Source organism: Aeoliella straminimaris, assembly GCF_024054565.1.
Lineage (GTDB): Bacteria > Planctomycetota > Planctomycetia > Pirellulales > Lacipirellulaceae > Aeoliella > Aeoliella straminimaris.
Genome location: NZ_JAMXLR010000036.1, coordinates 315,492 through 329,743 on the forward strand (window position 1 = coordinate 315,492; position 14,252 = coordinate 329,743).

The following is a 14,252-nucleotide window of genomic DNA, read 5'->3' on the forward strand; positions in this document are numbered from 1 at the left end:
ACCCGCTGGAGACAGCGAGCCCAACGCGATTACGTCATGCGCTCCGAGCTCGCAATCGAAAAAATCCACCAGTTAAAGCGATTCCAAGCAAGACGACCGTGGTTGGCTCGGGCACTTCGCTACCGCCCAGTAACAAATCAAAATCGAGGGCACCAACCCCCGCGTTTATCAGTCCCTCATTGAGAATAAAGCCGTCTTCCAGGTCGACGATGCCATCGTAGTTCAGGTCGCCCTGTTGTCTGGTGGTCCAGTCACCGATTCGGAAACCGTTTACTACCTTTTCACTTCCCCAGTTCATCGCCATGGCCGTGATGTCATCGGCATCGACCACCGTATCCATGTTCACATCCGCAGGATCGGTCACTCCCATGGTCGCCAACTCGTTGGCAATCCACTCATTATCGGTGCCGAGGAACAACGTGCCGAAGTTCTGGCCACTGGCGCCAGCGCCATAAGGGGCTGGCGCGGTGTTGTCGCCCCAGATGAAAATGCGAATGTCGTCGACATCGCCTTCGTAGTAATTGATGACTCCCAGGTCGGGATCGTCACCAGGTACATCCCAGGCACCAACCATTAACGCGGTGTAGTCGTATTCTGCTTCTCCCTCAAACGCTGCCACCGCGACGCCATCGACGTACATTGCGCCGCCTCCGTTGCCTCGACCGTAAACTGGATCGCGCCATCCTGAGAGCGTCATCACGTGCGTCCACTCGTCGAACTCGACATCAACATTCGTGTCGCGCCGAGCGTCGTCGTAAAAATATCCCCAATCGTTGTCTGCCGTGACGTAAATACCATGTTCGGGGGTATCGACAATGATATCCTGCAGTATGTCCTGCTTGTTGGAGCTAGGTCGCGCCCAGAGTTGAATGCCGTTGGCGAAAATGCCCGTTTGATTGACGCTATCACCATTGCTCGGCACTTCTGCCGATGGCGCTGGCCAACTAAACGTTGGAATATTGACGCTGGCCGACGTGAGCAGATAGTCGTCCACTCCATCGAAGCTAGCGCCCAAACTGCTGCTGGTCCCTGGCCGACCACTCGCATCGACGTAACGCGGGTCATTGGTGCCAGTTCCAGAGCCAATAACTTCCAAATCGAAGTAGGATCCACTGGGACCTGTACCATCGAGTGTGAAGCCGGTCGGCACTCCGCCCGTATTGCCCGAACCGAGCACGCTGCCTTCGGCGCCATTCTCAAAATCATCTTCGCCGGGAGTCGGATCTCCAAACAAGTAGGCCCTCAGATCGAACACATCCCCCTTCGCCAAACCACAACCCAACGTGAGCACCAGAACCGCGGCTGCCACTCTAGGCGATATGCGTATTACCAAACTCATTTGAAGTCCCTCTTTAAGGCGATCTCGTAAATTGGAACGCGTTTCTTGCCGTTAAAGTTTTCTATTAAGTATCGGACAGTTATTACTCGATCATCGGACCATGCCCATGTGCCGGGGCCTAAGTTGGACGGCCAATACCGCACAGATAAAGATGCTGACTGAGTAGACCGAAGTGGATGATTCGGGTACGGCATTGACCAACTGCGAAAGTGAATCGAATCCACCCTGCGTTTCGACCGCCTCCTTGAACAAGGCGAAGTCGTACTCGTTATTGACGAGGTCTCCATTCAGGTCACCCAGCAGGTAAGCCTCGGGCTTGGTCAAGTTAGACAAGTCGCTATTGAAATTTTGTTTCAAGATGTTCCAGTCATCCAAGTCAAGTGAGCCGCTCTCATCTAAATCGGCGAACGGTCCGGACAACGCGTTCAGGCGAAAGATCTCTCCACCCTCTCCGTACTGGCCGACCAGAAGGTTACCCATGGGGTCGCTAATCACGTCCAGCGGATTGGCAAATCCTTGGGCGATAGTCGTAATGTCTCCGGTGATCTTGTCGATGGCCAGCAGGTCTTTACCGCTGGCGAATCGCACCAGGAATACATAATTCGATAGTTCGTCGTTGGCATTCGTAAATGCCAACCCGTCGGCCGAAGCGTGGTTGCCCAATAGGGCGACTGGATTCTTGAATGTCGAGAAGAAACCCGCCGACATGGCGTCAGCATTTGATTTCCAATCTCCACTGACTTCATTCCCTTTGGGGAACTTGTGATCGTCCTGGAAGTTGCTTTGATGAAGTTCGTCGGGTTTTAGCGGATTCTCGTTCTGGTTCATCGTCGCCCAGAGTTGATCGTCCGAGTCGAAAGCCAAGCCGTACACATTGCGAAAGCCCGTGGAGTAAACCGTCAGCTTGCCGGTGTCCGCCGAAGTGAAAGGCCGAGTATCGGTGTGATGAACCAGACTGTCGAAGCCCGCTGTGTTACTAGTCGTCGTGTCATCGCTGAGTTGGGTCAGATCGCGAATCCAGTTTATCGCCCCGGTATAGGCGAACTCTCCGTCATCGGGGTTTGGCGCATCTGGATATTCGCTGACTTCACCTCCCGTTCTCGTCCTCGATCCGATGCCCGCATACAGCGTGTCGTCCTTGATCAGCAACTGATTCACCTGGTGCAAGTCGGTTACTCGCAAGTTGTCTGCGATGGCCTGGTTAATCTCTCCATCGGCGAGTTCTCCCCAGTTTCCATCACCATCGCTGTCGGTGAGTCGGACAATGGACTGGGTAAAGTTATCCTCGACATTGAAGAAAGAGGTCACTGCCGGGGAGATATACATCACGGTGCCGAGCGTGGGATCTTCGTGGAATGCGACCCCCAACGATCCATTGACGACACCGTTGGGAATGTCCTCGGTGCGTGACCACACGGTCGTTCGATTGGACAACTCGCCAGACGGAGCATAATCGTAACTGACAACTCCATCTCCAAAGGTTGCGACGTACAGCTTGCCGTCCGGACCGAAAGTCATTTGAGCAACGCGGCCAACCTCGTTTGCTATCGACTCCATGCCAAGAAAGTTGAACGTGGTTAGCGAATTGTCAGCAAGTTGTTGTCCGCCTGAAGTCGAAGCAAGTCCCGATGTGAAAATACATACCAGTAGCGCCCGCACGACCAAGAGGTCAAGCGGCGCGGTAACAGCTTCCATTTCCAGTGATGGCATATTCAAGGGGAAAATCGATTCTTTAGATTACTGCATTGGCCCAGGTTGTCGCACGCAGGAAAAAACTAGCGGTGGCGTTGGCGTAGGAGCCCAAGCGTCAAGCTTAGACCGGCGATCAGGATGACTGCCGATGGTTCGGGAACACTCTGTGGCGACGTGCTGCTCACGGCACTTGAATCACCAAAATGATCCTTCCACAAATCGTAGTCAGCGGAAGTCACTGTCATCCCGCCCGCACCGTTGCCGTTCAGCGCAGTGGAATCGCCACCGAGGTTGTTTCGCCATACCACATAGTCGGCGATGTCTACGGTGCCATCGCCGTTGAAATCACCCGGCAGGCCGCCGGATACGTAAACAACGGCCGCGTCGATGAAAACGCCTCCAGCGGTGCGGTAGCGGAAGTAAAGGTCTTCCGTTCCGCCTGCGAACAAGGATCCCAGGCTTACCGAACTGGCAGTGCCCATGGTGGTAGCACCGTCGAGGTAGGACTCCGCAACGACGGTACTGTCAAGCCCGCCGAACTTCTCCCAACCATCTCCGCTACCTGAACCTGAGGGGAAATTGCCCGGATTACCGTCGGGATCTTCCAAGCTATTCCATCCAGAAGCTGAGAGATCCAACGATCCCGAAGCGCTGGTGACCTTATAGAAGTCGAGATCAACGTCGAACGGAGCATCATTCTTTATAAAGACTTCGCCGGTACTGGAATTGACCTCTAACGAAAGTTCGTAGGGGCCGGGAATGACATCTCCAGTAACATCGAATTCAGTCACACTGATGAAGTTCTGAGCGCCGCTCGCTGCAGCATTGCCATCGACACCACCGACGGCGATGCCCCAGCCAGTTCGAGCCGCTTCTGGAAAACTGGATAGATCAAAAGAGATGGTGCCACCATCGCCGGGCGTTACCAAAGAATCAAAAACATGACCGGTGCCCTCAGTTGCCCCAACCAACTCGAACCAGTTATCAGGATCGTCTTCGGGTGCAGTGGTGTTGGTGTCGATTGGGTTTTTAAGAACGAAGACTCGGGGTTGAGAATCCCAATCACCGCCATCGCCAAACTGAGTAGCAAGCTCAACGGTGACCGAATCGAAACGGTTCAACGTGTTGTACTGGTATCCGACGAAGTCCGTAATTGCACCCGCACCGTCCGCCTGGAAGGTGTCGTATCCGTCTTGTGAGGAGTTGTGCAAGATTACATCGTTGTCGATACTCTTGAAGGTTCCCCCACGGCTATCCAGCCAATCCACGATACCTTCTGCGCCAGGGGAATGATAAGCATTGGAGACCACGTTTACGGGATCGAGCACAGTGGGGGTCAACTTCACTGGAATTGGAGCAGCTTCACCTTCAGCGAAGACTTCGGTGAGGGAAATGAAGTTCCACGCGTTGTCACTCGACCGATGATTGCCGTCGACGCCTCCTACGGCCCAGCCCCAACCTACTCGATCGGCTTCTGGCACGGAGGTGAGATCGAAACGAATCGTTCCACCAGCGCCCGGGGTGACAATAGGATTGAATGAGTGCCCTGTCGTTTCCGTGGCGCCAGCAATTTCTACCCACGCAGGTGACAGGTTGGGTTCAACGTTTTCTCCCACGAGCAATGGATTCTTCAGGATGTAGACGCTGGGCGCCGACTCCCAATCGCCACCATCACCGAACTGCAAGCCCAACTCGACTGTGATGGAGTCAAAGCGGTTTGTCGAGTCGTACTGCAGCCCAACAAAATCGAGCGACAGGCCATCTTCGTCACTATTCCAGGTGTCGTAGTTATCCACTTGTCCAACATGGTCCACCACCCCATTTGTGAGGATGTTAAAACCATTGGCGCGGCTATTAGCCACACCGCCTCCATTCAGACTGGCGGAGTTGATGTTATTGTAGAACAGGTTGCTTGGTGTGAGGATCTGGGCTTGGCAGTTCGGAACGACAAGCTTGCCGAAACAAACCGACAACAAAGCAGCTAGCACTACAGATGTATGTCGCGTAGCAATCTGCGAAATCATCGTGTTTTTCTCCGTCATTGGGAGGGGCGATCTATCAAGTTGCGGCTACAGAAGGGAAAGCATTTCACACCACTAGCAGCAGTATTGGTTGTCACTGGTGTAGGCCACGGTGGCCGAGTGTTCGCCCAGTTAGCCTGCGGGTGACTCTTGGGAGCGATGTCGCTTCAGGGTGGCTGTGCCTATCGCTGCGAGACCACACAGAAGCAATGTTGTCGTGTTGGGTTCGGGGACCACCGCACCTGTAACGTCGAATTCAGTAACGCTGATGAAATTACGCGTGCCGTTAGGGCCAGAGTTGCCGTCTACCCCACCGACCGCTATGCCCCAGCCCATTCGCGCGTCTGCAGGAAAACCAGTCAAATCGAAGGAGATGGTGCCACCCTCGCCTTCAGAAACCATGGAACTGAAAACGTGACCTGTACCCTCGGTAACGCCCACCAATTCGAACCAGTTCTCGGGATCATCCTCGGGAGCCGTGGAACCCGTGTCGACAGGGTTCTTCAAGACGAAAACGCGAGGCTGGGAATCCCAGTCACCACCATCGACAAACTGAGTCGCCATTTCGACGGTCACCGAGTCGAACCGATTTAGGGTGTTGTACTGGAAACCGACAAAATCTGTTACTTCGCCAGGATCACCATCGTCACAGCAAGTGTCAAAGCCGTCCTGCGAAGAGTCGTGCAAGATGACATCGTTGTCGATGCCCTTGAATGCGCCGCCGCGATCGTAGAGCCAATTCACAACGCCATCCGTACCTGGTGAACTGTATGAGTTGGAAACAATGTTGACAGGATCGAGAACCGTGGGGGTTACTACCTCCGGAGCGGGTGCTGCTTCTCCGTCGGCGTAGACTTCGGTGAGGGAAATGAAGTTCCACGCGTTGTCACTCGACCGGTGATTGCCATCGACACCTCCCACGGCCCAACCCCAACCAATGCGATCTGCTTCAGGGATCGAGGTCAGATCGAAGTTAATCGTTCCCCCATCCCCTGGAACGACAATAGGATCAAACACGTGGCCAGTCGTCTCCACGGCGCCAGTCACTTGCACCCAAGCCGGGGACAAATTGGGTTCCACGCTCTCGCCCACCAGTAATGGATTCTTGAGAATGTAGATATTGGGTTCTGACTCCCAGTCGCCACCATCGCCAAACTGCAGGCCCAGCTCAACCGTGATGGAGTCAAAGCGATTAGCGTCTTCATACTGCAAGCCAACAAAATCGAGCGACAGACCGTCTTCGTCGCTGTTCCAGGTGTCGTAGTTGTCATCCTGACCAGAGTGATCTACCACCTCGTTAGTAAGGATTGTGAACGCGTTTGCGCGGGTGTTGTCGACAAGCGCTCCGTCCAGGCTAGCGGAGTTAATGTGGTTGTAAAACAAGTTGTTTGGAGTCAGGAGCACAGCTCGGCAATGTGAGTCAATGAGGCTGCTGGCGCAAAACAGGAACAATGCGGATAGAACAGCACGTCGCACAGTTGTTCGCGGAATCATGGTGTTGGTCTCCATCATTAGCAAAGGGGCGGTTTCTCAAGTTGCTTTGGAAGTCGGGGGAGCAGTCGACACTATTGCATTGCTGGGTTTGACCGGTAATTTCGTCGAAAGGCAACCGCACCCATCAACAGCCCACATACCAGTGTCGGGATAGTGGACGGTTCGGGTACGCCGAGGCCGGCAACCATCGAATCGAAGGCACCCAGGCCAGCTGCTGCGTCGTAAAGAAGCTTGAAGTCAGCAAAATCAAATTCATCCACTACCCCGTCGGTGGTCACATCCCCCAGCCCATACCGCTCCGCGGGCGAAAGCAGGGAGAAATCGCTATTAAACGCATCGCGGACGATAGGCCAGTCGAGTTCGTTGATGACCCCGTCGGCATTCAGGTCACCCGCCTGCAATGGATTGTCTGCGATGCCGTCGTAGGTCACGTCCATTCTTCGCCGGCGACCGTCGGCCAGAATCACTTCGGCGAAAATGTCGCCTTGAAGCGGATTTTGAAACCAGATGTTACCGAGGCTGAGTTCAAGATTGGCGCCTAGGCTGGCGCCAGAACCACTGCCGGTAAGAATTTGCTCACACAGGAGAGTTGTCGATTCTGTACCTGGAAGTTCAGTCCAGTCGTTCACCGTGTCGATCTGACTGGGGCCGGCATTGCCAGCGTCGTAGTTGTCATCGACTGTAGTCCAGGACGATTCGTCCAGAGCACCGGCGGCGCTGTCGGAGGTGATGCTATAGCCAGCGATTTCCAGCGGCGTTCCCGAGCCCGTTTTAATCGTCATCTCACCAGTGGCAGTCGTAATGTCGAGGGTTGGGAAAACCTGTCCGGAGTCTTGAAACACCCGGAACTCCGTGTAGGCCGTAAAACCGTTGCCGTCAGCGGTTCCTCCTGCGTCGCCGATCACGCGGATACCCAAAATGCTGTTCTGGGTGGGGAAGGAAAAAGTTGTCATGGGGCCAATCGTGGCAGTGGCGAAGCCGGTACCACGAGCAACCCCAGTGTGGCTAGACACGTAGTCATCCGCGTTGGTGGTGATGGTTGTCCAGGTAGATCCATTGGTGGTCACTTGCACTGCGGGAGCAGCCAGGTCGGCCGCCTCCAGTGCAACGCCCGCCCCGTTCTCTCCTGGGCCAAACCAACCACCATCTAAGGCAATGTAGTGTTGGAACTGCAGCGAGTTGATGTTGCTTTGGGGAGTATCCCAGAGGATACCGACGTAGTCGTTGACGAAGTCCGGCTCGTCGGGCACTTGTGTTCTGTAGTCATCGACACCATCGTCGGTGCCGATGTTGAAGGCAAACTCTTCGGGATAATAGAAGATATCGTTGTTCACCTCGACAATCTGGCCAGAGTTGGCGTTCGCGTTATAAACGTCGCCCGTGCCATCAAGTGAATCGGAGAGGCCCATGATGGCCAATCCGTCCGGTGCGATATTGAAAGGTTCAGCGCTAGAGATATTTCCCAAAAGGACGGGCAGAATCAGGACGGCAGAGGGCAAGAAGCGCAACTTGCGGTGTGAGTACATGTGCTTACCTTCAATTCATACGAAAGATCAGAAGTAGCAGGCAATGGCGCAGCCTTACCCGTCGTCTCTTTGGTTCAAGCGATTTACAGGGCACAGCGCAGGAAAATAGGTCTGCGAAAATCTGATAACAAGTTGATCAACGCCAGGAAAAACTACTCAAACAGCCACGAAAGTCTTTTGAATCAACCACCTGATCATTGAAGCAATATAGAAAAGCCAAATGGCTAACGAGGGAATGGGGAGCTGAGTGAGTCCTCGTTGAATCATTAAGTCTAACACTACATTTAACCCATTAACGACGATGACTGCCCCATCGTCCATGGAATATTTTGGAATGCATATGGAATATCTATCAGCACGAGAGGGGCAAGATAATCCAGGTGGTTATTGCGCAGGCGCGATCATTCCCTGTGTCTCGCAAGTTTGGACCACCAGCACCGTCGACCGAGTTGTGCTTGATTTCTCATAGCGCCGGGAATATTTTACCTTTATGAAAGATGGGCGCACCATTTCCGCTGGGCAGTCTTTTCCCATTGCTCGCGCTGTTGGGGAGTCGCGGTACTGTTTCCCCTCTTCGAAAGAAACGAGCAGCAATACCAAAGGCGTTCGGCTGTTGTGCGCCGGGTGGGAGAAATGCCTGCCGGGCTATCACGTCGAGCGAACGGAGTTCCAATGCAACCTGATGGAATTGGTTGTCGAGGGGCAAGGCACCATCCGTATCCAGGGCAAGAGTCACGAAATATTTCCTGGAGTCGTGTTTTGCTACGGCATGGATTCTCCACACGAGATGTGGGCATCTGTCGAGAATCCAATGACCAAGTACTTCGCGGCTTTTGAATTACACAACTCGCTGGATACGATTGCAGACTTCAACATTTCAAAGGACATACGTTGGACGCGAGATCTTTCTACCATGCGGGTTCTCTTCGACGAGTTGATTCGAGAGGGGCAGCAGGACGGCGATCTGCACCAGCACATTACCGCGGCTTATCTGAATTTGATTCTGCTCAAGGCTGCCGAAGCCTTGCCGGACGACAGGATTCCTCGACGCAGCGAAGGCAAAGGTCGCGATGTCTTCGAGCGAGCGCTCTTGTGTATCGAGACTGGCTTTTGCGATATAACTTCGTTAGACGAACTCGGCGCCAAGGTTGGCGTGGACGCAAACTACATTTGTCGAGTATTCAAGCGGTTCGGAAAAGAAACGCCAATTCAGTGTTTATCGCGGCACAAACTCAACTACGCTGCAGAGCTTCTTTTGAGTCAGTCGATGTCGATCGCCGAAATCGCTGGTGTGGTTGGGTATGCAGACCAGTTTTACTTTTCGAAGGTCTTCAAGAAGCGGTTTGGAAGCTCTCCCCGAGACTTTCGAACCAACGGATAGGTACGGCGAGTCTTCGGTAGGGACACTAGTCGTTCAGCTACACACGGAAGCAAGTCGGAGCTGGCTGCTTTCAGCGACAACTTATTAGCGTAGGGAACTCGCACGCACTATTCATGGCTGAGCCAGAATCGTATCCATCTGTTCCATGTCGTCGGTATCTGGAACCTTGCTTTCCCAACAGTCCTCTCCCACCCAGCCGTTAGTACACCAACGGTCCCGGTGCGACAATAGAGTTGAGAGGAACTCAAGTGACCGGCCCTGGGCCATCCTCAGCATGCTCATCTGGATGCTATCTTGTCCAATTGAAAAAGACGAAGGGGCACGCAACTCTGCCGTAAAGTCTGTAAATGGCAGCTGAGAATCAGAGCGCCAGTTGCCGATTAGATTAGGATCCTCCACTAACATCGTGGTGTCGAGAAGGTTACTTCTTCGGAATGGGGCGAGCTAGTATTAGCCCCCTCCAACGCTCAGCGTAGCAGGCTCTCCTGTGCCGGGAGAAAAGGCCGGGTTGACAGCCCCGCTTAAATCTGCACCATTTGGTGTAGGTTTGATTCGGTGTCGAGCCGATACCTCGTGTATGCCCTTTTGTTTCCGACTTCGTGGAGGGTTCTTAGTCATGCGACGCTTGTGGCTCGGTTTCGCGGCGGTGTTGACCGTGTCGTTCTTGATCCTGGGATGGATCGGCACCCGGATCTATCAAGAAATGCCCCCCATTCCTGATAAGTTCATCACGACCGAAGGCGTCACGTTGATCGACAGTGGTGAGGTCGGCGAGGGACAAAATGTCTGGCAGTCACTCGGCGGCATGCAGGTCGGCTCTATCTGGGGGCACGGCAGCTATGTTGCACCTGACTGGACGGCAGACTGGCTACACCGTGAAGCACGATTCATCCTGGAGAAATGGGCGGAGGAAGACTTCGGCCAATCGTTCGACTCGCTCGATGAAGAGTACCAGGCTCAACTCACTGGCCGGCTCGAGGGCTTGATGCGAGAGAACACTTTTGACGCCAGTAGCGGCGTAGTGACGATCGATCCGGTCCGCGCAGAGGCATTCGAAGCCAATGTGAAGCACCTGGGAACAGTCTTCATCGATGGCAACGCGGACTACGCCATCCCCGCGGGAGCCATCTCGAGCGAGGAGCGGCTTCGTAAGTTCTCCGCGTTCGTCTTTTGGACCTCTTGGGCCGCGAGCACAACTCGTCCTGGCGATATTGCCAGCTACACCAACAATTGGCCGCATGAACCTCTAGTCGGCAACCGCCCTACTGGCGACAACGTCGTCTGGACCGGGGTAAGCGTGATCATGTTGCTGGCAGGCATCTCGGGAATGGCCTGGTGGTACGCCTCGCGTCGTGAGGACGAGGAAAAGCCAACCGAAATAGCTGCTTCTGATCCCCTCGCACGGTGGCAAGCAACACCATCCCAGAAGGCCACGATCAAATATTTTTGGACGGTCGCCGCGCTAATCTTTGCCCAGATGGGGCTGGGGATCATCACCGCTCATTACGGTGTGGAGGGCGAAGGATTCTATGGATTTCCGCTCGCGGAGTACCTGCCCTATAGCGTATCAAGAACCTGGCACGTGCAGATCGGGCTGTTTTGGATTGCCACAGCATGGCTGGCTGCAGGATTGTTTATCGGTCCCTTGGTAAGCAACTTCGAGCCCAAGTTTCAGCGACTCGGTGTCAATGTATTGTTCGCAGCATTGCTGCTGGTCGTGGTTGGTTCGCTGGCCGGCGAATGGTTGAGCATCAAGAACTTCATGACGGACCGAGTCTCCTTTTTCTTCGGGCATCAGGGGTACGAATACGTCGACCTAGGGCGGTTTTGGCAGATTTTGTTAATGGTTGGACTTGCGCTTTGGCTCGTCCTGATGCTACGCGTGCTCTGGCCAGCCCTGCGGGGCTTGAATGAACCAGAGCAGAGTCTGGGGGAAGCCAATTCTCAGCGGCAGTTGGTCACGCTGCTGGCGGTCGCGACGGGCGCGATTGCCCTGTTCTACGGCGCCGGCCTGACCTGGGGTCAGCATTCCCACCTGACGATGGTGGAGTACTGGCGTTGGTGGGTGGTCCACCTTTGGGTAGAAGGCTTCTTCGAGGTCTTTGCGACCACGGTGATCGCATTCGTGTTCATGCGACTAAACCTGGTGAGGCCTGGTCTGGCGGCGGCCGCCGCCCTGCTGTCGGCGACCATTTTTCTCGCCGGCGGTATCATTGGCACCTGTCACCACCTCTATTTTTCCGGCACACCGACGGTGGCTCTAGCTTGGGGGTCGGTCTTCAGTGCTCTAGAAGTCGTCCCGCTTACGTTAATCGGCTTCGACGCCACCGAAGACCTGCGGCGCAGTAAGGCGTCGCCTTGGGTGCAACGCTACAAGTGGCCCATCTACTTCTTCGTGGCCGTGGCGTTCTGGAACATGGTGGGTGCCGGCTTGTTTGGCTTTATGATCAATCCGCCGATCGCCCTCTACTACATGCAAGGACTCAATACTACCCCACTACACGGACACGCGGCGTTGTTCGGTGTCTACGGCATGCTGGGTATTGGCTTGATGCTGATGTGTTTGCGGGTGCTCATTCCGGCGCGACCTTGGAAGGATGGAATGCTGCGATTGGGATTCTGGGGCATGAACATTGGATTGATGGCGATGTGCGTGCTGAGCCTATTGCCAGTCGGCCTGCTGCAGACCAACGCCTCCGTCCAGAATGGCTACTGGTATGCTCGCAGCAGCGAGTTCATGCAGACCGACTTGATGCAGACATTGCGTTGGATGCGCGTGCCCGGCGACACGATCTTTTTCCTCGGTGCAGTGGCGTTGGTGTGGTTCATCCTTGGCCTCAAGACAGGTCACTCGTTCGCCGGCGACGACGATGGATTCGACACTCTGCCGGAACCGAATCCAGGCGAAGACACCTAGCAGCAGATTCTACGCTAACCTATGGAGACAGTATTATGATCACGATTGATACCAACCAGACAGTGGGAGAACTAGTCCGCCAGCGTCCCCTGTATGCGCGCATTTTTGAGGAATTGAAGATTGACTATTGCTGTGGAGGCAAAGTTCCGCTGGCAGAAGCCTGCGAAAAGGGCGGGATCGACGTGGAAGCAGTGCTCGAGCAGATCAATCAGTGTGACGCAGCTGCGGAGCACACGGTGTCGATAGACCCGGACGCGCTATCGCTTACCGAATTGGCCGACCACATCGAGGCGACGCACCACGCCTATCTTCGAAAGGAACTGCCGCGATTGGACTGGATGACCGAGAAAGTCGCGCGGGTACACGGCGAGAAGGATTCGCGGCTCAGTGTCGTGCGTGACGCATTTCTGGCCCTGAAGGCGGAACTTGAACCCCACATGATGAAGGAGGAACGGATTTTGTTTCCTCTGGTGCGCGAATTGGAGTCGTCGAAAGAGCTGCCGGACTTTCACTGCGGCAGTATCGCGAATCCGATTCGCCAGATGGAGCACGAACACGACCAAGCCGGTAATGCGCTCACGATCTTGCGTCAGTCGACGGACGACTACACTCCCCCAGACTGGGCGTGCAACACCTACCGAGCCATGCTGGCTTCTCTCGAAGTGCTGGAGGCAGACATGCATCAGCACATTCACAAAGAGAACAATGTGCTCTTCCCGAAAACCCTGGAAATGGAGCGGGCCAAGTAGAGGGCTCGTCGCCACACCCGATTGATGTACGGTTCGCACCGTGGCGATGAATTGCACGATGAAGCAAATCCCCATAGTCCTTGCTTGTTCGGGCTGTTCCAGGGCGGGACAACTCGCCAACCGAGTCGCCCTGGAACTGGATCGCCGTGGCATCGCAGAGATGTCATGCCTGGCGGGCATCGGGGCCGCCAAACCCCTATTCTTGAAGAAACTGCGTGGTCGACAGGTGTGGATCATTGACGGGTGCCCCATCGATTGCAGCCTCGGCGTACTGCGGCAGGTTCACCAGCAGGCCGACCTCCACATCCGTCTGGATAAGCTGGGCGTTCAGAGGAATGCGGACCACCCCGAGGGTGAAGAATTCGACGAATTGATGATTGCCGTGTTGGACCAAGCTCGATCCGGCGGCTGAGACCGCGCCTCATTGATCCGACTGCTTCAGGCGCTTCGCAATTGCCACGGGTGACGGCAATACTACAGTAGAAATACACATGAAGGTGCAGTACGGCAAGCGGGATGCCCACGCGCACGCCGCTTTCGAGTCTCTGCTGAGTGAAACACGATGCTTTCGATGACCGCTGAGTACGCACTTCGGGCTGTGGCCTATTTGGCGTCCGACACCAGTATCGCCTTTTCGGCCGACGTACTGGCGAAGCAAACCAAGGTGCCACGCCGGTATTTAACCAGAGTCTTGCAGGATCTATGCGCAGCTGGCTTGGTTCAGTCCCGCCCCGGTCCGGGGGGTGGCTACGAGCTGATACCACGCACCGATAAGCTGACGATCCTCGATGTCGTCAACATGGTCGATCCCATCGAGCGAATCAAGAAGTGTCCTCTGGGGCTGAAGTCACACAAAGCACTCTGTCCCCTCCACGCAGAGCTCGACAAAGCCTTTGCCGCCACCGAAGCAGCGTTCGCTGGCGTGACTATCAAACAGTTGGTTGAATCATCCAGCCCAATTAAACCGCTGTGTGAAGTCAAAGCATCGAAGTGACTGGAACGCATGCCATCGCGGTGCCAATCCTGGGCGCTGGCGAGCTCGTCATGGACGATGTGTGGCGGCGAACGCAAGGTGTGGAGTCCCTCGGCAATCAACTCCTGCTTCACCTGCGCGATCTCACCCGCATCGCACT

At 55.0% G+C, this 14,252-nt stretch carries 10 protein-coding genes; 5 read left to right on the forward strand and 5 right to left on the reverse strand.

What is annotated here, in order from left to right:
* Positions 1-34 precede the first annotated feature (34 nt).
* The 5 genes from NG895_RS10550 to NG895_RS10570 all read right to left on the reverse strand — a co-directional run bounded on the left by NG895_RS10550 (position 35) and on the right by NG895_RS10570 (position 7,955).
* The gene (locus tag NG895_RS10550) at positions 35-1,339 is read right to left on the reverse strand and encodes a PEP-CTERM sorting domain-containing protein (protein ID WP_252852448.1); all 1,305 of its coding nucleotides are present in this window, start codon (positions 1,337-1,339) and stop codon (positions 35-37) included.
* Between the two features lie 90 nt (positions 1,340-1,429).
* Entirely contained in the window at positions 1,430-3,055 is a 1,626-nt protein-coding gene (locus NG895_RS10555) for a PQQ-dependent sugar dehydrogenase (RefSeq protein WP_252852449.1), read from the reverse strand.
* A 59-nt stretch (positions 3,056-3,114) separates the two neighbouring features.
* A complete protein-coding gene (locus tag NG895_RS10560; RefSeq protein WP_252852450.1) occupies positions 3,115-5,055 on the reverse strand; it encodes a hypothetical protein in 1,941 nt (646 codons plus the stop codon).
* A 129-nt stretch (positions 5,056-5,184) separates the two neighbouring features.
* Positions 5,185-6,435, reverse strand: a complete 1,251-nt coding sequence (locus NG895_RS10565) for a hypothetical protein (RefSeq protein WP_252852451.1) — start codon at positions 6,433-6,435, stop codon at positions 5,185-5,187.
* 182 nt (positions 6,436-6,617) lie between these two features.
* A complete protein-coding gene (locus NG895_RS10570; protein WP_252852452.1) occupies positions 6,618-7,955 on the reverse strand; it encodes a hypothetical protein in 1,338 nt (445 codons plus the stop codon).
* Positions 7,956-8,754: 799 nt separating this feature from the next.
* Here NG895_RS10570 and NG895_RS10575 point away from each other — a divergent pair.
* The 5 genes from NG895_RS10575 (at position 8,755) to NG895_RS10595 (ending at position 14,113) form a co-directional block, all read left to right on the forward strand.
* Entirely contained in the window at positions 8,755-9,453 is a 699-nt protein-coding gene (locus NG895_RS10575) for a helix-turn-helix domain-containing protein (protein WP_252852453.1), read from the forward strand.
* A gap of 616 nt (positions 9,454-10,069) precedes the next feature.
* Entirely contained in the window at positions 10,070-12,370 is a 2,301-nt protein-coding gene (locus tag NG895_RS10580) for a nitric-oxide reductase large subunit (RefSeq protein WP_252852454.1), read from the forward strand.
* 35 nt (positions 12,371-12,405) lie between these two features.
* Complete coding sequence (gene ric / locus NG895_RS10585) at positions 12,406-13,119, forward strand: iron-sulfur cluster repair di-iron protein (RefSeq protein WP_252852455.1); 714 nt, start codon at positions 12,406-12,408, stop codon at positions 13,117-13,119.
* Between the two features lie 58 nt (positions 13,120-13,177).
* Complete coding sequence (locus NG895_RS10590) at positions 13,178-13,531, forward strand: putative zinc-binding protein (protein ID WP_252852456.1); 354 nt, start codon at positions 13,178-13,180, stop codon at positions 13,529-13,531.
* A gap of 150 nt (positions 13,532-13,681) precedes the next feature.
* Positions 13,682-14,113: an RrF2 family transcriptional regulator gene (locus NG895_RS10595; protein ID WP_252852457.1), complete on the forward strand. Its 432-nt coding sequence runs from the start codon at positions 13,682-13,684 to the stop codon at positions 14,111-14,113.
* Positions 14,114-14,252 lie beyond the last annotated feature (139 nt).